Below are 20,853 nucleotides of genomic sequence, written 5' to 3'. Positions count from 1 at the left end.
AAACCCTATTTCATATCATTCGAAAAATTCGCGGCATCATTTTATCGATCGTTCTCATTTTCATCGTTCTATTCGCGCTCTTTATTGCGGCAGGATACATCACTTCCCTCTTCAACTGATGCGAAAGCTTGCTTTTTTCTAAATTGAAAATAGAAGAATAGCAGCCAAACACCTCCAATGATTCCGATCCCCCCTCCCCACAATCCAAGGGTGCGGGCATTGAACACATCTAAAAACCAACCGGAGGCAAACATCATGAGCCCAAGCTGAACGTTGGTCCATGACTCCATCCACCCGAAAACACGCCCTTGTTCTTCGGCTTTCATATTTTTCATGAGAAAAGCATCCAGCAGAGCGCCCCATACACCACCGATCAAGGCGATCGATACGAACATCATCCACAAACCAGGAAAATTGGCCATGCGGCTGGCGAGCAGATGGAGCATCCCTTCGACGATAAGGAGAGCCACACATAACGGGAGACCATAGGTTTTGATCTTACTAGAAAAAAAGAAACTGGCCACCAGCCCTGTGCCGAGAGCTCCATATAAGAAACCGACGCCAAGTTCGCCAAGATGAAACGTTTCGGCCCCATACACACTGATTAAGACATTGAACGCTCCATCCATTGTAGCGCCGACAAGCTGAATGACAACAACAAAAATCATCCATCCTTCCCAATGGACGCGTTTTCTCGTTTCTTCTTTTTCAAAATGGATACTCGATGGAGGGCTCTTTAAAGGGAGAATTAGTACAGCTGCCGCGATAAAAGAAATGCCGTTCAGCCAAAAGGCGAATGAAGTTCCGAAGACATATGCGACCACGCCACCTGTAATGGAGCCGGCGATCAAAACGACTCCAAGCAGCAGCTGCTCCCAGCCATTCACCTTCACCAAATCATCTTTTTCTACAATTGTAGCAATCAAGCTTTTCCGTACCGGCTGATAAACAGCCTCTCCGCAAGCCAGGACGAACATCGCCATGAAGACGAGCCACACCATCTCCTTCGTATCCACCAGCAAAAAACTGAGGGCAAACGGAATCCTGAACACGTCCGTCAGCACAAGCAGCCACTTTTTGTGAAAACGATCGGCCAGCCTTCCACCGAGCGGGGATAACAGCAAGTAGGGAAGCACCCTTAACCCAAGAGCCGCTCCTACCGCCAACCCTGAACCGGTCAGTTGTAATAGGAGCGTCAAAACCGCTACCTGGCTGAACCGGTCACCGATCCCATTGACGATCCCTGAATAAAACAGATAACGATAAGAATGCATGCGTATCATACAAACCACAACCAGTTAGATATACATCTAATTAGATTCTCAAAAAAAGAAGCCATGTCGTCACCTTTGGACGACGACCGGCCACATCTCCACAGGGTTCAGCTCATACTGATTGTTCTCCCTGTACATGAACTGCTGCATGATCCATTCCCGTCTGACGGTCGCAAAATCATCGAAGAATGTTTTGATATATTCATTGACCTCTTTCTCGTCATAGTTTTTTCCATGTTCAAACCATTGGACAAAATAAGAAAGAATGACGTTTTTCTTCTTCAGCTGGCTTGGCATCTGTTTCAGTTTCCCTTCAACTGTGACGAAATTTTTAATGATTTTCGCCTGATCTTTTGCATCTACTTTCAATTCTTCGGCTACCACTCGTTCATCATCTCCAATCCTTAATATCGCGGTCGTCATGAATTCCAAATTCTGCTCATTCAAATAAAAATAAATCGTATTCTTATCCCTTCTCGAATAGACCGCCCCTGTATCTTTCAGCTTCTTCAAATGATGGGTAATTGTCGGCGGGCGCAATCCCAGCTTCCCTGCGATTGCCTGGCCGTGCAGAGGTCCCTTTCTCAAAAGTGCGATGATCCTTAACCGTGTCGGATCTCCCACCGCTTTATGAAACGCGACCATTTTTTCTAATTGCATATGTCCACCCCACTAATTAAATGTATATCTAATTAAACAATAATCTAATTAGATGATACTGTCAACGACGATTTCTAATTCAAGTCTTTTATGAAGGAAGATTCCATATTCAAAATGCACAACTTCCAAACAATTTGTATAATTTTTCTAGTTCTGAAATAATAGAATAGATGCTTTATGTTTGGAAAATGAAGGATCTCGTTCTTTCTGAAGGAGGGAATTCTTATGAAGAAGCTGCTTTTCTTATTCCTTTTATGTGTAAACGTATTTTATATCGCCCATGCTCTTTTAGATTTTGGACTACAGTTGTCCATGGAGTGGAACATTTTGCTCGGTCTTTTATTCATCACGAGCCTTTTTTATTCCATCATCCATCTTTTACGATCCAAGATGTACCCTCTTTTGAGTATTGCCGTCTTGTCACTAAGCTTAGCTTCACTCGGTTGGTTTACGTTTATTAACTTCCTCTCCATTGTGATGGGATAACTGAATCATAGGAGAAGGAAGAAGTGAATGGAGAAGGTTCTAAGATGTTGGTTTGATTATAGATGTCCACTATTTCCCAGCAAAAAAGCACCCCATACCCGGGTGCTTTTTCGTTATCCCAACCACTATAAATCTTCCACCAGAATATAGGCCGCTTTCACAGGTCCATGAACACCGACGATCAAGTTCATTTCAATATCCGCACTGTTACTCGGTCCAGTAATGAAACTGACGCATGACGAAACAGGGTTCCCTTTCTGTTCCTGTTCATGGATCACCCGGGCTGCCTGCGTCATTCTCGGTACCAACGTACTTTTCGGAATGATGGCGATAAACGTTTCAGGAAGAAGGCTGATGGATCTGCCATTATATTTATCGTTAAAAAGGGTCACCGTCCCGGATTCTGCAAGCGTGATATCACTAAAGACGATCCCGACCCCTGCCTGTTCGGCGAAAGTGACGTCACCTTCTTGGTCATTCCAAATGCGGAGGTCGAAGCCTTCTTTCCCCAGCTCCTCATAAATGTCAGGCAAGCCGAATTCATCCAACCTCGGACCTCCTGCGCTGATGACTTTCCTGGAACCCTTAAACGAAGCAAGCACCTTTTGTAAGGAGGCACCAAGAGCAGCGCGTGTTGTTCGTTCGAAGGAAGTATGAATGACGCTGCATTGGGCTTCCAGCTTTTCGATCAGTTCGTCCTGGGTGGCTCCTTGGAAAACACGGTCCTGCGGCTGTACGGAATACACAGGAGCTTTCACTTCTGTACGCCGCTCCCGCCCAAGATTCTCGGCGACACGATCGAGAAACGATGTCCGATTATGAACGGTCATGCTTCTCCCCTCCTTTTTTCTCGTTGTTTATACCATTCGCGGAAGTTCTTCTTCGCAGGAGCAGGAAAGTCCCTGCTCTCCGTCCATCGCTTCAGCGGACCCGGTCCTTTTTCAATCTGTTCGTCTTTCGTCCAAGGTTTCATGGCTGTCCTCGCCATTTTCGTGCTCATTTTATAGGCAGCAGGTGTGGATGCCCATTTGGCGAATCCTTTCATCATCCATTCTTCAGACTTCGCCCCCATTTGTTCCCGTTCAACGATGATTTCGCGGTGCCGGATCAAATGTTCATGAAGCGGAATCTTCACAGGACATGCCTCTGTGCAGGCGGCGCACAGTGTAGATGCATAAGGCAGGTCTTTATGGTCTTCGTACCCGTCAAGGAGCGGTGTTAAGACAGCACCGATTGGACCCGGATAGATGGAACCGTAAGAGTGGCCGCCCACATGCCGGTACACCGGGCAGGCATTGATACAGGCCGCACAGCGAATGCAATGCAGCGCAGACTGAAATTCTGTCCCCAGAATTTTCGAACGTCCGTTATCGACAATAACGAGGTGGAAATCCTCCGGCCCGTCCGTTTCGTCTTCTAACCGTGTTCCTGTAAGTGCCGTGATGTAGCTCGTCAGTTTTTGACCGACGGCTGCTCTCGTAAGTAAGCTGACCACGACTTCAAGCTCTTCCCACGTTGGAACGACGCGCTCCATGCCCATGACGGCAATGTGGGTATCAGGAAGGGCGGTCACCATGCGTGCATTCCCTTCATTCGTGACGAGGGTGACCGCGCCTGATTCTGCGACAGCGAAGTTGCATCCCGTCACACCTAAGTCTGCTTCCAGAAAATCTTTTCGGAGCTGTTCGCGGGCAAAGGCGGCCAGTTCTTCAGGCTGATCGGTTTTCGTATAGCCCTTTTTATTCGCAAACGTTTCGCGGATTTGTTCTTTATTTTTATGAAGGGCAGGGGTGACGATGTGAGACGGAGGATCTTCATCGAGCTGCAAAATCCATTCCCCGAGATCCGACTCCACCACTTCACAGCCGCTCTGTTCCAAGGCTTCATTCAAGCCGATTTCTTCTGTGACCATCGACTTTGATTTCACCACTTTACGTGCCTGCTTTTTCTTCGCGACTTCCTGGACGTAAGCGTTCGCTTCCTCAGCGGTTTCAGCAAAAAACACCGTTCCGCCGCGTTTTTCCACTTGCTCACTGAGCTGATGCAAGTAGTAGTCCAGGTTTTCCATTGTATGATGACGGATTTCTTCGCCAAGCGTCCGCCAATCTTCCCAATCACCGAGTTCTTCGGCCGCTTTCAAACGTCCGCTTCGGAAGCGTCCTTGCGCCGAAGATACCGCCTGTCTCATGAAGCTATTCTCAATCCCGGCCTGAACCCGCTCGGCATAAGGCTTATCCCCGATTTTAATTCCCATGTGACCTCTCCTTTCTTATTGGCTATTCAGCACTTGAGCGATGTGCAGTACTTTCACGTCCTGTTTGTTCCGGCTCATGCATCCACCCATATTCATCAGACAGCCCATGTCTCCTCCGATGAGATATTCGGCCCCGGTCTCATCGATATGCTGGGCTTTTTCTTCCACCATTTGACCAGACACAGCCGAATTTTTCACAGCGAACGTGCCCCCGAACCCACAGCAATCTTCCTTCATCGGGAGCTCGATCAAATGCAATCCTTCCACGTTTTCCAGTAAAATTCTCGGAGCATCTTTCACTCCTAAGAGACGGGTCATATGACAGGACGGATGGTACGTCGCTGTCCCTTGGAACGTGGACTTCACATCCTTCACTTGCAAAACTTCTACTAAAAACTGCGTCAGTTCATACGTCTTATCTGCGACAGCCTGGGCACGTTCGTTCCACTCCGGTTCATCCTTCAACGCATGTGGATACTCCTTGATCATCTGCACACAGGAACCGGATGGACCGACAACATATTGTGATGCTTCAAAGGCTCGGATCATTTGTTTCATCGCTTTGATCGATTCTTGCTTGTACCCACTGTTGAATGCCGGTTGGCCGCAACAGGTTTGGTTCGCAGGGAAATCCACGTCACATCCGAAGCGTTCTAGCAGTTGGACCGTGTCTTTCCCGACGTCTGGTGTAAACGTGTCACAAAGACAGGTAATGAATAGTGATACTTTCAAGGCTATGTCCTCCTCTTTATACATAAGGTCATCAGATGACTTAACATTTAAGAAAGGATACTGACAGCAGAATCCTTTTCATGTTAAATATTCAGCTAAATGTTCTTCCACACTTTCCAAGTGACGGACCATCGCCTCTTGGGCTAAGGCTTCATCCTGAGCTCTGACGGCATCCAGAATTTGTTTATGCTGCTCCAGCAAACGGGTCGTTCCTTCAGGCGTATGCAAAAGTTTGCGGGTTTCCCTCATGGCCTGCATCATAATTTCTGAAACGCTGTTCATCAGGTTGATCAAAATCTGATTCTGCGTCGCCTGGACAAGAGCGATATGGAACTCAAGATCCGCTTTTTCACCGAGCTCCCCGTTGCCTTTCGCTTTTTCCATATCCGACAGGGCCTGCTCCATCGCCCGAAGGTCATCCTCCTGCCTCGTCCGGGCGGCTGTCCCGGCAGCGCCCACCTCCAAGATATGTCTCACTTCCATTAAGTCCTTCATATCTTCTTTTTTCATCAAAAACGCCACAGATACAGGTAAAGAAAAGCGCGACGGATCGAAGGCCTTCACATACGTCCCTTCTCCCTGGCGCATTTCGAGAATGCCCATGGCTCTCAAGGCACTCAACGCCTCACGGATCGCCGATCTTCCGACACTGAAGCTGCCGGCTAGACTCTCGACACTGTCCAGCTTGTCTCCCGGCTTCAATTCCCCTTTTTTCAATGAATCCAAAAGCGAATCGGCTACTTGTTCATATATTTTTTTCGTACGAATCGGTTTATAATTCATGCTGTTTCCTCCAAAGTTTCGCTGATCTCTTCCTACTATTCTAATCGAAAACCATATCCTTTAAAAGAGAACGCGATTTCTAAGTAAAGAAAAGATAAACAAAAGCAGCGGTTCCAACAAGCAGCCCATACAACAAAGCAGGGCCGATCGTTTTTCTAATGATATCCCCTTCTTTTCCTGCGAGTCCTACGACCGCTCCTGCAGCTACGACATTATGCACACAAATCATATTGCCTCCTGCTGAACCGAGGACCTGCAGAGACAACACGGTATCTTTAGCCAGGCCCGTTTCCTGAGCAATGCTGTACTGAACGGGTGAGAACGTCAGAGTCGAGACGGTAGCGCTTCCGGTAATGAACGCTCCCAGCTGTCCAAGAAAAGGAGCAACCATGACCCACATGGACCCGAATCCCGCGGCGAGTGTCTGGGCGATATACTGAGGCATACTCACAAGATCTTGAGCGTTCATACCTGAATTCGTAAACACCTGAACAAGCGCAAGTGTCGCAACTAACGCTAAAGCCGCATCCTTCATGGAGAGCACGGATTCTTTCGCCGCCTTCGCAAACCGGTCAAAGGACTTCCTCTGCACAAGGACCGCCATGATGGCAGCAAAGACTAATACAGATCCCGGGGAATAAAGCACTTGCCAAGAAGACGTAATGCCTTCCACACCTAAAATATCCGTCCAGGAAAGATCAACCCAGGTCAACGCGAATGATTTGACTGACGGAACGATCCTTGTCACAAGTAAGAGTAAGACAATGATCACATAAGGAGCCCAAGCCGCCCACAAGCTCATAGAGACAGGTTCATCGGCCCCCTTCTCCTCTTGAAGGGCTTCCTGCCAAGGTTCATCAGGAAGCAGAAAACCTTTCTTCGCCGTCAAGGTGGCAACGAGCAGGCCGGTCAAAGAAGCTAAAATCGCGACGAACTCATGACCGAAAAGGCTTGCATAAAGATAAGCGGATAATGTATAGGTGAAACCGACCAAAAGTGTCCACGGAATCATTTGTTTAATATCCTTGAGTTTCCGCTGATTCCCAAAAAAGACGGTTAGAATGACTACAAGAATAAGTGGAATGAAACTTCCTGCAAACAGATCAAAGAACGCGACTTGTACTCCGATTTCTTTGTAAAAAGAAAGATCTGCTCCCGGAATATTACTCAATCCGACCTGGATCGGGGTGCCAACTGCTCCATAAGAAACCGCTGAACTATCCGCAATAAGCGCGATGGCCGCGGCAGCCAGTGGTGAAAATCCTAAAGCCACCATCAAAGGCCCTGTCACAGCCGCCGGCGTCCCAAACCCCGCGGCTCCTTCGATCAAGGCGCCGAATAAGAAGGCCACAATGACAATCTGTACTCTCATATCTTTGGAAATGCTCCGGAATCCTTGATTGATCCTGTCCACCGCACCCGTGTTCCTTAAAGTGTTCAAAAGAACAATCGCTCCGAATAAGATAAACAGGATGGTTAACGTCTTATGCGCCCCCTCCAGTATAGAGGCAGCAATCACCTTCTCCCCCACACCCCATACGAAGTAAGCAAGGCCGATCACAATCAATGCGCTATACAACATCCCTTTTTTCGCCGGCATTCGTAAAAGGACCAGAAAAATAAAAGGAGCGAGTATCGCACTCAAAGCCACGAATAAAATCATATAAATCCTCCCCCACCACTCGATTTGTCAACGCTCTCAATACATGTATAAAAGTAAGGTCATCAGATGACCTGCTTTACTTATATTTTATACCGATGGTGTGGTTTTTGCAAACGCATTTATGAATTTCACAGAAAAGACAAAAGTTGCTGAACTTTTCTCTATTAGGTAAAAGGATTCATTGAAAATAGTTCAATCAAAAAGCCGCACATCTCTCATGTACGGCTTTCAAACTCATTGTTTTTTCATGTATTCAAGAACTTTCAAATCAATCTTACCGCGCTCCTGCTCACGGCTTTCGAAGTTCTCCGTGTGTAAATATGTCGTGAACGTATCGTAAAACTCATCAAGAGTAACGTCCTCTGACTCGAGATAACCGAGACGACGCAAGTGACTTTCGACCTCTGCCTTCACCTCACCATCCAGTCCTACGACATCCTCAGGATCGGATGCCCCGAAATAGAGTTGGTGCAGCTGATAGATGCGGTCCAGTTCTTCAATCGGTTCCGGATGATCATCGACTCGGAGATCGACGGCGACGTCACTGAGCTCTCCATACCCTGCTTTATCTTTCACGACGAGAATAGCTGCCGATTGTTTCCCACGGCTGTCTCCCCCCGCACGCTGAGCGGCTTTAATCGCAGCCATTAAACGGTCAGCAAGAGAACCTTCCGCCTGTTCAAAAGCTTCCCCCATATCGGTGACGGTCTCCTCATTCACAAGAATGTTCCCTTGCGCCGCATAGTGTTTGCCGGCTTTGCCACCAGCCCACTCGTAGCACTCCTTACCTGTAAACGTAGCTCCGTTTCCTTTCGCATCGACAATTCCGACTTGGCGGTCTTCCTTTTGTGGATCCTCGGAAGTTAACCGCTCGATCACTTCCTCAGCTGAAAGCCCTTGTTCGAGCAGGCTCAGTCCGTCCGGCCCGTACTGCGGGTTTCCTAGCGCCTGGGTTGCAATCGCTCCCACACCTGCTTTCGCCCACGGAACAATCGATCCAACACCTAAAAACTTCGACTGTACGGCAACGCCCCACTCCCCTGTTTCAGGGTCGTGAGCACAAATAGAAAACGTAGCGATGATCTTTGATTTCATTTTCTCCCCTCCAATCTTGTATGTAATTCGAGGTTTTTGGACAAATTCCTGCAAGATTTCGGTTTGCGGTTTAGCAATTAGAAGCTTAATTGTTATATCTAGATTTCAGTTGATTTATTGAATTTTTAATTGATATATGAAATTTTCAATTGATATTTTTACGTTTTGATTGATATCCTTTTCGTTTTGGTTGATAAAACCTCTGCCCATTCACACGTTTAATTCACCTCCACCCGGGTACATTCCATACCGTAGCAGCTATTAAAAAAAGGGAGAGATCAACGATGAAACCGACAGTGCGTGAATACACAAATGATGAAAAACTGATGGAAGATGTGAAGCGCTTAAAAGACGAAGGCATCGACAACAAAGACATTTACATCCTGTCGCACGATGACGACCGTACAGACCGTATTGCTAAAAACGTCAACGCCAATACCATCGGCCTTTCCGAACAGGACATCAAAAACGTAATCAGCAATCTCTTCAGCAAACAGGGCGACGAACTACGCACAAAACTTCAGGAAATCGGATTTTCTGAACAGGAAGCAGAAGAATACGAAGAAGATTTGGATGAAGGGAAAGTTCTCCTTATTGTGACAAACCCTGCTAAAGCAGAAACACTATTATAAAAAGAAAGGAGCGCACGGAATGTGCGCTCCTTTTCTATCAGTATGTCGTAAACCATGTCCATTTCTGCAAATAATAGGTGGCATAACGGATGAATGTTAAATTATCCTGGTATTCTTTATAGTCAGCCGTGTAATGTCCATCTTCATTGTTCCATATACGTGTAAAGTAATCATTTACATCTGTAAATACTTGTTCTTCTCCATTCCCTTTGATGACAACATCGGCTTCCAAGTTTAAGTTGGATAGGTTACGACGCGTATAGTTCGCAGACCCCGCGATGATGACATCCTCCTCAGGATGGTCGATATACAGCATTTTCGTGTGATACTGCTCGATATTGACGTCATACCAGCGCAAATGGATATTCTCATTACCAAGGCGCTGCAACTCGGCAGCTACAGGTAAATTAGGAATGCCGGTTTTTTCATGACCAAACGCCTTTTTGTTTGGATCCATCACAATGTTCACCGTAGCTCCTCGGTTGGCTGCATCATCAAGCGAGCTCATGGTTTTCTTATCAGCCAGATAGTACATTCCGAGCCAGACGGTATCCCCTTCACCTGCTTCCGACAATTCATCGAGAACCGCTCGATAAATTTTCCCTTCCGTTACAAATTGAGTCGTCAGAGGACCTTCCTGGGCCTCCCAATTCCGGTTCTCATATTCAGGAAAATCAGCCTCCCCTGAATAGTTAACAACGGCTTCTTCGGCTTCTAAAATATCTTTGATGATCGGCCCTGTCATCTTGAACGCCACGTTTTCATGATAACCACTGGCATCATGAGGGTTTGCTGTCGAGACAATTGCAGATTTCTCCGTGACAAGGATTTTCCTATGGTTCGCCTTGATGTTCAACAGTTTCATATACGATCTGAGCGTCACATCCGGAGCTTCTTTGGCCATAGGATTACTGATCCAACCGTTATCTCCGGTACCCATCCAGGAAAACAACAGCCGCCAAACGCTCGAATATAAAGGATTCGAATCTCTCAATTTATTCAAATTGGTCAAAACGACATCGACCCCTCCATCTTCCAGACGCTTGATCGTCTCCGATTCATACGACCCGTAAATCGTGTTGATTTGATCGGTTATGAAAACCACTTTCAAATCAGGGACTTCCTCTTTCCTTTTTAAAATGGCATCCACTAGATTACTTGAGATCTGAGGAAACTCGTTTTTCCCATTCGTGTAGCCATTGAATAAGAACATATCCGCTACAATAAAGTCTTCAGCTTCCGATATGGTTTGATTGATCTCTTCAAAAACCTGAAGGTCATGCACGGTCTTTCCTGCTTCATTTTCGTATGTTAAATCACGGAAAAACTCAATATTTTCCATCTTGTGCTTTTCCCCTTCATAGGAAACCCCCTCAGGAAGAGCTTTCCATGAAGTGTGATAAGCAATCGTAACACTTAAAATAGCTATAATGATGACGATAATCCAAAACCACTTACTTTTCCCAATCCGCTTTAAACGGTCCATTACGTAGCCTCCCCAACTAGAGTGCTTATCTTATTTTCACTATAATCGCCCGTTTCAAACCTCGATAGAAGAAAAAATCAAATAAAAAGCATTTTATTCGACTAAATGGCAGGATTGTGGAAGACTCGATTTCGAGACTTCGGGGTTCGTTTGCCGAGTTGAGTGTTAGGGGTGGCTGGGAAGCTACTCGCTTTCCTGTGGGGGAGTGGCAAGCTTCCTCGGACTTCGTCCTGCGGGATCTCGCCTATCTCCTTTCTCCCACGGGAGTCTCGCAGCTTCCCAACCACCCCATTCCATGAAGGTGAGAAACGAACCCCCTTTACTGTGGGAGGGTGCCTTCCACTATCCATGTGTTATAAGCATAAAGCGCTCTATAACAAGCTTTTCGTATGCAGAATAGCGTCCTTAGGAGTTCATTCCCCTCCAATTACCATGGGCATAAAAAGCGACTTATTCCGGAAGTGGTTTCAAGATACTTATATGGCAAAGGGGCGGAGGGGAATGGCGAGACTCCTGCGGGAAAAAAGTGCTTGGTGAGACCCCACAGGACGCAGTCCGAGGAGGCTCACCGCGCTCCCGCGGAAAGCGAGTCATACCCCGCAGTCCCCATCCACTCAACAAAAGTCTCGAAACTGAGTCTTCCTCAATCGGAGCGTTAATGAGATTGAACAATGATAAAGAAATAACTAAAATCCCCCGATTGATGCCGAAACACCAATCGGGGGATTCTTATTAATGGCTTAATAGTGTTGGTCGTTTTACAAATAGGAGACTGACGACGATACTGCTTAAGATAAACGCCGGAAGCATGTATCCACCATTATAGACGAGGGAATACAACCAGACCGGCTGGCCTTCAGGGGCGAACTCGCCATAAAAAACGATGCCTGCAAAAAAGTGTCCGAAAAAGCGCAGCACACTTCCGATCAGGCAGCCGACAATGATCCATCCGACCAATCGACGGGACTCTTTCGATTTGATCGCATTCCATAGCGGTTTTGCTACTAAGCCAGCTGTTCCAATCACAGCAAAGGCGACGACATAGTCAAGAAACGCCTGAAGAGGGGTCATAATATAGGCGCCTGTCATGATTTGATAGATTCCTAAAAGCAAACCGGTGGTGACACCACCTTTTACCCCCCAACGGAACGCCATGATGAAGACTGGGACCATGGCAAAGGAAACCGATCCTCCCTGCGCCCACAGTTTAAACGATAAAAACGGGATGATATCCAACAATAGTGCGAGTGCTGAAAAAATCGCAATCTCTACGAGAAATAAAACGCGACGATTTCTCATTTCAACATTCCTCCTAAAAAAAGACACAAAAAAAGCAACGCTAAATAGGGAAGCTTCCTGATGGAGGAGTCCCAACTTTGCATTGCACCATCAAAAAAGCCGCCATCCCTACGCCAGTGCTAACTGACAGGTTCGAAGGGTCAGAACTATACGTTCACTCTCAGCCGGAGGCTCCCCTTGAAGGCTTTATACCGTTTACTTTTCTTGATTTGTCTCTATTATAATAAATTTTTTACTAGATTACAAAGCCTTTTCTATTTCCCGGGCAATCACTTTGTGTTCGTGTACATTTGGAAAAATTCCAGGGTGCGCTCGATAATCATATCCTTATCATGATCAAGGGTCGCCACATGGTAACTGTTTTCCAGATGGATGATCTCTTTGTGTTCAGAAAATACCGATTCGAAGATGACTTCTGAATTGTGAGGAGGAACGACGTGATCCTCATCCGATACGAAAATCATAATCGGACAGTGGATTTCATCGAGCCTGTCCTTCACTTTGCCCATCAATCCGACGAGCTCTCCGATCGATTTCACCGGTGTGCGGTCATACGCAAGTTCGACAGTTGCAGGATCCTTGATATCCGATCCGATCGCATCTAAAAAGCGTTCGTCCGTTCCCTGGCTATTTTCAAGTGCGGGAATATCTATGGCCGCATTGATTGGAATGACTCCTTCAATGTCCCGGTACTCACTCGCCATATACAACGCAAGCGTTCCCCCCATTGATAACCCTACGACAAATATTTTCGAACACCTTTCTTTCAACCAGGTGTACGCTTCTTCTACTGATTGCACCCAATCCATATGAGAGGTCGATTCCATATCCTCAGGGCTTGTTCCGTGGCCTTTTAACCTCGGACAATAAACGGTGTACCCAGCTCTAGCATAGGCTTCAACTAAAGGCTTCATGCTTTGCGTCGTTCCTGTAAACCCGTGAGACACGAGGATTCCGACTTCATTACCCTCGAAGCGCATCTCCTCCGCTCCATGCATCACTTTTTCCATTCAACCCCACTCCTTTGGCTTTCTCTTTTCCTAGAATTTTTTGTAACACAGTCTTTTCCAGCCACTTCCACGGCAGCAAACGTTTGAACCAAACATTGGCTCTCACACCGGCACCGATCGGATAGCGGAGTTTCACTAGCGATTCTTTTTCCATCAATCCGGTCATCAGGTCAGACACATCCTGAGGATTGCCGTGCGGTTCTTTGTTGAGCGCACTCCACAACCCTTTTATGTATTCGGCATAAGGAGATTCAGGGTTCTGGACTTCTTCCGGCATCTCCAGCCCTGTCGACCATATATTCGTCTGGTAAGAGCCCGGCTCGATCAAAGCGACATCAATTCCGAACGGTTTCACTTCAAAACGGAGACTTTCTGATAATCCTTCCAATGCATGTTTGGAAGAAACATAAGCAGATAAGCCCGGAAATCCGATCAAGCCACTCACACTGCTCACATTTAAAATCTTTCCTCTCCCCTGTTTACGCATTAATGGCAGAACCGCTTTGGTTACGGCAATGACACCGAAAACGTTCGTATCAAATTGCTTGCGGTACGTTTCAAGCGGCACCTGTTCAAGAAATCCGCCAACAGCATAACCCGCATTATTGACGAGTACATCCAGTCGTTCCAGCGTGTTCACTTTTTCTGAAAAACGCTCAAGCGACTGTGCATCCGTCACATCCAACGGCCATACTTCGATGCAGTTCTGTACCTCGTCATCGAGCGTTTCATACGCAGAGGCCTTTTCTACATTTCTCATCGTGGCGATAACACGAAAACCTTTTTGTGCACATTTCACTGCTGTATGGAAACCGAATCCACTGGATGCTCCTGTAATGAGTACGGTTTGTTTCATGATCTGAATCCCCCTTGTGCTAGTCGTTACCCCATATCATTCGATGTCACACCCTTATTCTCCTCTTTCCATAAAAGCTTCGTAAAAACTAAACAGGTTCTTATTGGCATGTCACGGCATAATTCCGATACATATTGTATGGTTTTAGACATATTAATGGTAGAATGGTAAAGGTTATCGACCGAATAAATATTAATAGAAAGGAAGTTTCATATTTTATGAGTACGAACATGAAGCTTCAGTCGCTTACCCCTTCTTATGACCCGTGGGAAGCGTATATGGACGTGGAAGAACACGGAAAAATGACGTTATCGAATATTGAATTTACGACGACGACGCTCTGCAACATGCGTTGTGAGCACTGTGCGGTCGGATATACGTTAGGTGCGAAGGACCCCGAGGCTTTGCCGATGGACTTGCTCAGAAAGCGACTCGATGAAATCCCTCATTTGAGGACGCTCAGCATCACGGGCGGGGAACCAATGATGTCGAAGAAGTCTGTAGAGAACTATGTGGTCCCATTGCTGAAATACGCGCACGAGCGGGGAGTGCGGACACAAATCAATTCCAACTTGACGCTTCCGTATGAGCGTTATATCCCGATCATTCCTTATTTGGACGTTTTACATATTTCCCACAACTGGGGAACGATCGAAGAATTCATCCATACCGGATTTGCCCGTATGGAGCGGAAACCATCCGAAGAAAACCGTAAGAAGTTTTTTGACCGGATGGTAGAAAATTCCCAGCGACTTTCTGAAGAAGGGGTCATGGTCTCGGCTGAAACGATGCTCAACCGCCGTACGTTCCCATACCTTGAATCGATTCATGATCATGTGAAAGAAATGAAATGTGCGCGCCACGAAATTCACCCGATGTACCCGGTGGATTTTGCCAGCAGCTTAGAGACGTTGAGCCTTGAACAAATGCGTGAAGGCATCAACCGTCTTCTTGATCATCGCGATGACGACATGTGGATGTTATTCGGAACGCTTCCCTACTATCCATGCAGCTCTTCACAAGACGATCTCGATATGCTGAAGCGCCTGTACAGCGAAAAGAATGTGACGGTAAGAAATGATCCAGATGGACGCTCCCGCTTGAACGTCAACATTTTCTCAGGCGATATTATTGTGACAGATTTCGGTGACGAGCCTGGGCTTGGGAACATTCAAGACACGAAGCTTACAGATGCTTACAACAACTGGCTTACTACTAGTACAGCGAAAAGCCTGAACTGCCATTGTCCAGCCGTGAAATGCCTCGGCCCGAATGTCCTTGTCAAAAACACGTACTATGAAGGTGTCGATTTCCAAAAACGGAAAACGAACCTCACGTTGTAAGGCAGAAAGGAGGCTATGATGCCAACTGTTACTTTTGATGAAAGAAAAATTGCTTATACTGTAGAAAAACAAGAGGTCTCTTTTATCAAAATTTATCTCGACGATTTAAATGGTGTAAAAGTGACCGTTTCGCCTCAAAAAGAGGAAGCAAAGGTTCAGGCTTTTGTTGAGAAAAAAGCGGACTGGATCTTTGAAAAATGGCAGAAGACGCATGAAGATCTATACGCGGTCAATGAGCTTATCGCTTCCGAGAACGAAAAGATTTCTTACCTCGGCCGCTCTTACCGGCTGAAAATTGAACATAAAGATGAAGCACACTTCGCTTTTCGAAAAGGAACCTTTCTTTTTGTCTATCCTGAAACATGGACAGCGGAAGAAGTGAACCAACAGCTCAGAATAGAAGCGAGCCAATGGCTTAGCCGGAAAGCGGAGGAAAAGTTTTCGAAGCTTTCAGAGTGGCAGGTCGTGTCAGAACAAGACCACCTCAGGCTAGGTGTAAAAGATCAAGACCGCATCCACCTCAACTGGCGGCTTGTTCAAAGATCGAAACAAAAGATCCAAGAGACCATCGAAGATCTAATCCACGCGAAAACGTGTTAACAAAAAATGCCCAGCAAGCGATATCGCTTGCTGGGCATTTTCTTTTAGATAAATAACAGAAGGCTCAAAGCCATGACCGCCATTCCGGCGACGACCCCGTAAATCGATAAATGCGCTTCTCCGTATCTTCTAGATGCAGGCAGCAATTCATCAAGGGAAATGAACACCATGATCCCTGCCACCCCTGCAAATAAAATACCGAACACCATGTCGTTCAAGAACGGCATTAATAATAGATAAGCTAAAATCGCTCCCACCGGTTCAGACAAACCACTCAAGAATGAAAGCTTGAATGCTTTCTTCTTGTCTCCGGTTGCATAGTACACCGGCACGGATACCGCGATTCCCTCTGGAATGTTATGGATCGCAATCGCCGCAGCAATCGCAATCCCGAGTGCCGGGTCGTTCAAGGCTGCCGTAAACGTCGCGATTCCTTCCGGGAAGTTGTGAATCGCAATGGCGAGCGCTGTGAACGTTCCCATCTTCAATAAATCAGGATCTTTCACGGCTGTGTCTCGTTTCGACATGTCTTCCACTTTTTTCACTTCGTGAGGGTTCCCTGACTTCGGTATGAATTTATCGATGAGTGCAATGACGAGCATTCCTCCAAAGAAGGCACCAACCGTCATCCACCGGCCTGGTTCGTTCCCCATTGCATCAACTAAGGCATCCTGTGCTTTGAAAAAGATTTCCACCATAGATACATAGATCATGACCCCTGCTGAAAAACCGAGCGCAAGGGAAAGGAACTTCGTGTTCGTCGTCTTCGCAAAAAATGCAATTAAACTCCCTACACCTGTGGCTAATCCGGCAAGTAAGGTCAGCCCGAAAGCCAATAACAAGTTTTCCATTGTACCTCTCCTTCAATTCGAACATTTTCTCTAAGCACATTGTAACGAAGGTTTTTCCTTAGAGCAACTTTTTTAGTTTCAGTTATATTTTATGAGCCCATAAAATAAGTGCTACACATTATTCCCAACTTTTATATTCATATTTAGGTCCTCCCGTGCATAATCTTTCCTTTTTTGCCCATAAAAAAACCACCCTCCGGTTTGGAAAGTGATTGATTACGGTAAATATTGAAAATGTGCTTCCACCCTGGCAACCGTTTCAAGCGTCCCGGGTTCGATCGGAGTGGCAGTCGCTCCTAGTACATCCGCTTTTTGAAAACTTTGCACGGGAACAGCAGGCGTTGTGCCTAATTCAATGATTTTAACAGGAGTTTGATCCAAGTTCAGCCCCATAGTGCCCGCGATGGTCTGCGCATTCGCTAGCGAATTACCTAGTGCGATTTTTAACGCCTCTTGATAATTTTGATACGGATCACTCACTGTAAAAGCAATATTCGATATCCGGTTTGCCCCGGCCGCTACAGCTGTATCTATGACATAACCGGTTTGACTCACATCATCGATCGTCACTTTTAAGGTATGGGTCACTTGATACCCGCGGAACTCCTGCTTGCCATCGACATAATCATATTCAGGAAAAATGAAGTAGTCTGCGGTCTGAATGTTTTCTTCCGGAATGCCCGCAGCAACCAACTGATTACGTACGTTTTCCATCGTCTGAGCATTCTCCTGCTGTGCTTTTTCCAAGTTTTTGTCCTGTGTTACAACACCGATATTCACATTCGCAACATCAGGACGCACTTGAACTTTACCGACGCCATTGACTTTAAGAAGCCGGTTCTCCCCTTCTCTTCCTACCTGTCTCATACCAGGATAATACATCTCGCATCTCCTCCTTTTTTATTTAATGAAGGAGGGCAGAAGATTATGTCCTTTCTCTAGATAAGGATTTCTCCCTATACTTTTATTTCCATTTTTTGAATAGATAGTAAAAGGGGGTGGCGACGATGCATCGTGCATATGAAGAAAGAGTGAAAGAATATAAACCCTATATTCTCAAGGGGTTACCTAATTACGGACGGAAAAAACGGATTCTTATTTTAGGTGCGGGTATGGCCGGGCTTGTTGCCGGGTCCCTTTTAAAGAACGCCGGGCATGACGTCATTATTTTAGAAGGAAACGATCGAGTCGGTGGAAGGGTCCATACCATCCGGGAACCTTTTTCAAACGGAAACTACATAGACGCCGGGGCCATGAGAATTCCAAAGAACCACCAATACGTCCAAACGTATATCGATAAGTTTGGCATAACGACCAACCCCTTTATTAACTCTAAACCCAACGATCTTTTGATGATTAATGGTCAAAAGGTGTTCCGTTCGCAATATGAACAAAATCCTGACCTATTACAGTTCCATCTCCTCCCGCACGAACGAGGGAAAACGGCGAAGCAATTGTTTCTTAGTGCTGTTCAGCCATTTTTAGACCTTTACCAGAAAAGTACAGATCAGGAAAAGAAGAAATTGGAGGATCAATTTTCTGATTTTTCGATGGGGGAGTATTTGAGAAACAACCCTTACGGCCCTTCGATGTCTAATAACGCTGTACGTATGATCAAAGTCTTGCTTGGCATTGAAGGCTTTCCTGAGTTTTCTTTTCTCGACATATTAATTGATATCACCTTTCCTATTTTTAATGGCCAAACAGAGTTCATTGAAATCCAAGGAGGAAACGATCGTCTCCCCCATGCCTTTCTTCCTGAACTCATCGATAACCTTTACTTTGAACAAAAAGTAACGAAAATCGTTCACAACCACGACCGTGTCACTGTTCACACAGAAGATCAGCGTTTTTTGAAGACATCGTGCTGGAGTGGTGATTTTCTACTGACGACCATTCCTTTCAGCGCCTTTCAATTCATTGACGTCTTTCCCTTCGGCTGTTTATCACAAAAAAAATGGCAGGCCATTCGAGAGGTCATTAACGTACCAGCCGTCAAGATCGGTATCGAATTCAAATCCCGTTTTTGGGAAAGGTATGCGGTCGGAAACCTCATTTCTGACTTACCGATCCGCTTTGCTTATCAGGCGAGCCATCATCAGGGCATGCCGGGCCCGGGCATTCTGCTGGCCAGTTACACCTGGGGGCAGAACGCGCTGCTTTTTAACAGCCTCAGCCAAAAAGAAGCGACCAAGCAAGTACTAGAGAATCTTGCTCGTGTGTATGGAAACGTCGTATACGAAGAATACATGCAGAGCGTTGTTTACAATTGGAGCCAAAATCCGTTCTCCGCCGGGTGCTTCACCTTATTCACACCGGGACAGAGCCGCGACCTTGAAGAAGTGATGCCGCTCCCGGAAGGTCGGATCCACTTTGCCGGGGAACAAACATCCTCCTACCACGGCTGGATAGAAGGAGCTGTAGAATCCGGCATCCGTGCTGCGAAAGAAATTAATGAACGTTGATGGTCGGGTGACTGATGTTGACGAGGTGCCTTTGGCGGGGTGCCAGGCACCGAATTTCACTTTTTGGTGCCTGGCACCAGTCTGCGCGTGGAATTGCCTGGCACCATAAGAAGCCCTCAAGGTGCCAAACATTCTGTTCGCCATTTCACATTCGCATATACAAAAAAACCCCTTTCCACTATTCAAAGTGGAAAGGGGTTTTTATAATTAGGATGCTTCTTCCTGCTCGGCACTTAGCTCTTCACCGGAACCGCTCCAGATTTTGACGGATTGATTCTCTTTTTTGACAGGATAGACGACTTTGTATTTCTTCATCTGCACCTCGCCATCGACCGTTTCTTCGGCCGTGAGGAAAGCGGTGACTTCGACATGATCGCCCTGCGGGTCTGCGACGAGATTATCCACTTTCACACTAAGCGTATTGTTGTACCCAGAGCGGAAGTTTTCAAAAGAAATGTCTTCCTGCCAGCTGGCGCTGAGCAGGGAATACGCTGTGACGAAATCACCTTGATTGATACTGTCATAAAAATACTGCACCATATAACTTGCCTGCTCGGCATCCGTCCCTGTTACGGGTGAGTAGACCTCACCGGTGAGTTCCGGGAATTCCGGAAGGGAGCGCATCGGAGATTCACTCCAACGCTTCACCATCGGAAGGACATCGGTAATAGGGATGCTGAAACCGATTGATTCGTCATCCATTTTAGCCGAGTTAATGCCGATGACTTCACCGGTTTCCCTATCAAGAAGGGGTCCCCCACTGTTTCCTGGGGAGATCGGTGCTGAAATTTGGTATAAGTTTTTATAATGGAAGGGCTCGATGTCGAGCGTCCGTTCAAGGCCGCTGATTTCCCCATTTGTAACGGTGTTTTGCAGCCCTAAAGGACTTCCGAGCGCCAAGACTTCATCGAGCAGCTCTGCTGAATTTTCTTTTCTGATTGGCAGTGGCTCTTTCCCTTTTAAGCCTGGTACTCGTACGACAGCGACATCAATGTCACGGCTGACCCCGATCACGTCGCCGGGCATTTTCTTTCCATCGGATGTAATGACATTGACACTCTCTGTATTCGCAACCACGTGCGCGTTCGTTATGATATCTCCTTGATCATTGTACAAAAAGCCTGAACCGACAGAACCATCTTCGAGCTCTAGTTGCACGACAAGCTTCTGCGATTCAAAAATGATTTCCTGTGTTTCTTTCGGTACTTCTCCCTCTTCGTCATCCTCAGCCGGTGGTTCATTTAAAACCGCTGAAACCGCCACATCCTTTTGGACGGTATCCAAAACGTAAAAAACGCCCGCGATCCCGCCACCGAGGATCAGAAGAGTGGCGAGAAGGCTGATGATCCAAGAGCGTTTCATCT

General features: G+C 46.5%; 20 protein-coding genes and 1 riboswitch. Of the genes, 5 read left to right on the top strand and 15 right to left on the bottom strand.

Annotated elements, in window-relative coordinates; translation table 11 throughout:
• Positions 1-68 precede the first annotated feature (68 nt).
• A complete protein-coding gene (locus DYE48_RS01705) occupies positions 69-1,283 on the bottom strand; it encodes an MFS transporter (protein WP_115822121.1) in 1,215 nt (404 codons plus the stop codon).
• Between the two features lie 60 nt (positions 1,284-1,343).
• The gene (locus DYE48_RS01700) at positions 1,344-1,934 is read right to left on the bottom strand and encodes a DUF2087 domain-containing protein (RefSeq protein ID WP_115822120.1); all 591 of its coding nucleotides are present in this window, start codon (positions 1,932-1,934) and stop codon (positions 1,344-1,346) included.
• 225 nt (positions 1,935-2,159) lie between these two features.
• On the opposite strand from DYE48_RS01700, the gene DYE48_RS01695 reads away from it, so the two are divergent.
• Positions 2,160-2,420 (top strand): hypothetical protein, encoded by a 261-nt coding sequence (locus DYE48_RS01695; protein WP_115822119.1) that lies wholly within the window; start codon positions 2,160-2,162, stop codon positions 2,418-2,420.
• A gap of 125 nt (positions 2,421-2,545) precedes the next feature.
• Here the strand turns inward: DYE48_RS01695 and DYE48_RS01690 are convergent, their stop codons facing one another.
• The 6 genes from DYE48_RS01690 to DYE48_RS01665 all read right to left on the bottom strand — a co-directional run bounded on the left by DYE48_RS01690 (position 2,546) and on the right by DYE48_RS01665 (position 8,947).
• Positions 2,546-3,250 (bottom strand): LutC/YkgG family protein, encoded by a 705-nt coding sequence (locus tag DYE48_RS01690; RefSeq protein ID WP_115822118.1) that lies wholly within the window; start codon positions 3,248-3,250, stop codon positions 2,546-2,548.
• The gene (locus DYE48_RS01685; protein WP_115822117.1) at positions 3,247-4,674 is read right to left on the bottom strand and encodes a LutB/LldF family L-lactate oxidation iron-sulfur protein; all 1,428 of its coding nucleotides are present in this window, start codon (positions 4,672-4,674) and stop codon (positions 3,247-3,249) included. The genes DYE48_RS01690 and DYE48_RS01685 overlap by 4 nt, the downstream gene beginning before the upstream one ends.
• 15 nt (positions 4,675-4,689) lie before the next feature.
• Complete coding sequence (locus DYE48_RS01680; RefSeq protein WP_115822116.1) at positions 4,690-5,406, bottom strand: (Fe-S)-binding protein; 717 nt, start codon at positions 5,404-5,406, stop codon at positions 4,690-4,692.
• A 78-nt stretch (positions 5,407-5,484) separates the two neighbouring features.
• Positions 5,485-6,189 (bottom strand): FadR/GntR family transcriptional regulator, encoded by a 705-nt coding sequence (locus DYE48_RS01675; protein ID WP_115822115.1) that lies wholly within the window; start codon positions 6,187-6,189, stop codon positions 5,485-5,487.
• A gap of 79 nt (positions 6,190-6,268) precedes the next feature.
• Positions 6,269-7,852, bottom strand: coding sequence for an L-lactate permease (locus DYE48_RS01670; RefSeq protein ID WP_115822114.1), 1,584 nt, complete (start codon positions 7,850-7,852; stop codon positions 6,269-6,271).
• Positions 7,853-8,086: 234 nt separating this feature from the next.
• Entirely contained in the window at positions 8,087-8,947 is an 861-nt protein-coding gene (locus tag DYE48_RS01665) for a DUF1028 domain-containing protein (protein WP_115822113.1), read from the bottom strand.
• A 284-nt stretch (positions 8,948-9,231) separates the two neighbouring features.
• Between DYE48_RS01665 and DYE48_RS01660 the strand changes: the two genes are divergently transcribed.
• Positions 9,232-9,579: a YflT domain-containing protein gene (locus DYE48_RS01660; protein ID WP_089651057.1), complete on the top strand. Its 348-nt coding sequence runs from the start codon at positions 9,232-9,234 to the stop codon at positions 9,577-9,579.
• Positions 9,580-9,616: 37 nt separating this feature from the next.
• Here DYE48_RS01660 and DYE48_RS01655 read toward each other — a convergent pair whose 3' ends face one another.
• The 4 genes from DYE48_RS01655 to DYE48_RS01635 form a co-directional block, all read right to left on the bottom strand.
• Positions 9,617-11,065, bottom strand: coding sequence for a phospholipase D family protein (locus tag DYE48_RS01655; protein WP_115822112.1), 1,449 nt, complete (start codon positions 11,063-11,065; stop codon positions 9,617-9,619).
• A 732-nt stretch (positions 11,066-11,797) separates the two neighbouring features.
• Complete coding sequence (gene thiT / locus DYE48_RS01645; protein ID WP_089651055.1) at positions 11,798-12,364, bottom strand: energy-coupled thiamine transporter ThiT; 567 nt, start codon at positions 12,362-12,364, stop codon at positions 11,798-11,800.
• An 88-nt stretch (positions 12,365-12,452) separates the two neighbouring features.
• Positions 12,453-12,552, bottom strand: a riboswitch (TPP riboswitch).
• A gap of 81 nt (positions 12,553-12,633) precedes the next feature.
• Positions 12,634-13,374 (bottom strand): alpha/beta hydrolase, encoded by a 741-nt coding sequence (locus DYE48_RS01640; protein ID WP_115822267.1) that lies wholly within the window; start codon positions 13,372-13,374, stop codon positions 12,634-12,636.
• On the bottom strand, positions 13,328-14,230 hold the full coding sequence (locus DYE48_RS01635) for an SDR family oxidoreductase (protein WP_115822110.1): 903 nt from the start codon (positions 14,228-14,230) through the stop codon (positions 13,328-13,330). The genes DYE48_RS01640 and DYE48_RS01635 overlap by 47 nt, the downstream gene beginning before the upstream one ends.
• Positions 14,231-14,448: 218 nt before the next feature.
• Between DYE48_RS01635 and yfkAB the strand changes: the two genes are divergently transcribed.
• Positions 14,449-15,573 carry a radical SAM/CxCxxxxC motif protein YfkAB gene (gene yfkAB / locus DYE48_RS01630; RefSeq protein ID WP_115822109.1) on the top strand — a complete coding sequence of 375 codons (1,125 nt, stop codon included), beginning with the start codon at positions 14,449-14,451 and terminating at the stop codon, positions 15,571-15,573.
• Positions 15,574-15,591: 18 nt separating this feature from the next.
• Positions 15,592-16,173, top strand: coding sequence for a YgjP-like metallopeptidase domain-containing protein (locus tag DYE48_RS01625; protein ID WP_167449422.1), 582 nt, complete (start codon positions 15,592-15,594; stop codon positions 16,171-16,173).
• Between the two features lie 44 nt (positions 16,174-16,217).
• Here the strand turns inward: DYE48_RS01625 and zupT are convergent, their stop codons facing one another.
• On the bottom strand, positions 16,218-17,024 hold the full coding sequence (gene zupT / locus DYE48_RS01620) for a zinc transporter ZupT (protein WP_115822107.1): 807 nt from the start codon (positions 17,022-17,024) through the stop codon (positions 16,218-16,220).
• Between the two features lie 216 nt (positions 17,025-17,240).
• Positions 17,241-17,906, bottom strand: a complete 666-nt coding sequence (locus DYE48_RS01615; RefSeq protein ID WP_115822106.1) for an SIMPL domain-containing protein — start codon at positions 17,904-17,906, stop codon at positions 17,241-17,243.
• Positions 17,907-18,031: 125 nt separating this feature from the next.
• On the opposite strand from DYE48_RS01615, the gene DYE48_RS01610 reads away from it, so the two are divergent.
• A complete protein-coding gene (locus tag DYE48_RS01610; RefSeq protein WP_115822105.1) occupies positions 18,032-19,489 on the top strand; it encodes a flavin monoamine oxidase family protein in 1,458 nt (485 codons plus the stop codon).
• A 207-nt stretch (positions 19,490-19,696) separates the two neighbouring features.
• Here the strand turns inward: DYE48_RS01610 and DYE48_RS01605 are convergent, their stop codons facing one another.
• Complete coding sequence (locus DYE48_RS01605; RefSeq protein ID WP_115822104.1) at positions 19,697-20,851, bottom strand: S1C family serine protease; 1,155 nt, start codon at positions 20,849-20,851, stop codon at positions 19,697-19,699.
• Positions 20,852-20,853 lie beyond the last annotated feature (2 nt).

It is taken from the genome of Halobacillus trueperi (genome assembly GCF_003386945.1).
In the GTDB taxonomy this organism is placed as follows: Bacteria; Bacillota; Bacilli; order Bacillales; family Halobacillaceae; genus Halobacillus; species Halobacillus aidingensis.
The sequence above is the reverse complement of the archived record's forward strand: the minus strand, read 5'-3'. Positions and strand labels throughout refer to the sequence as shown.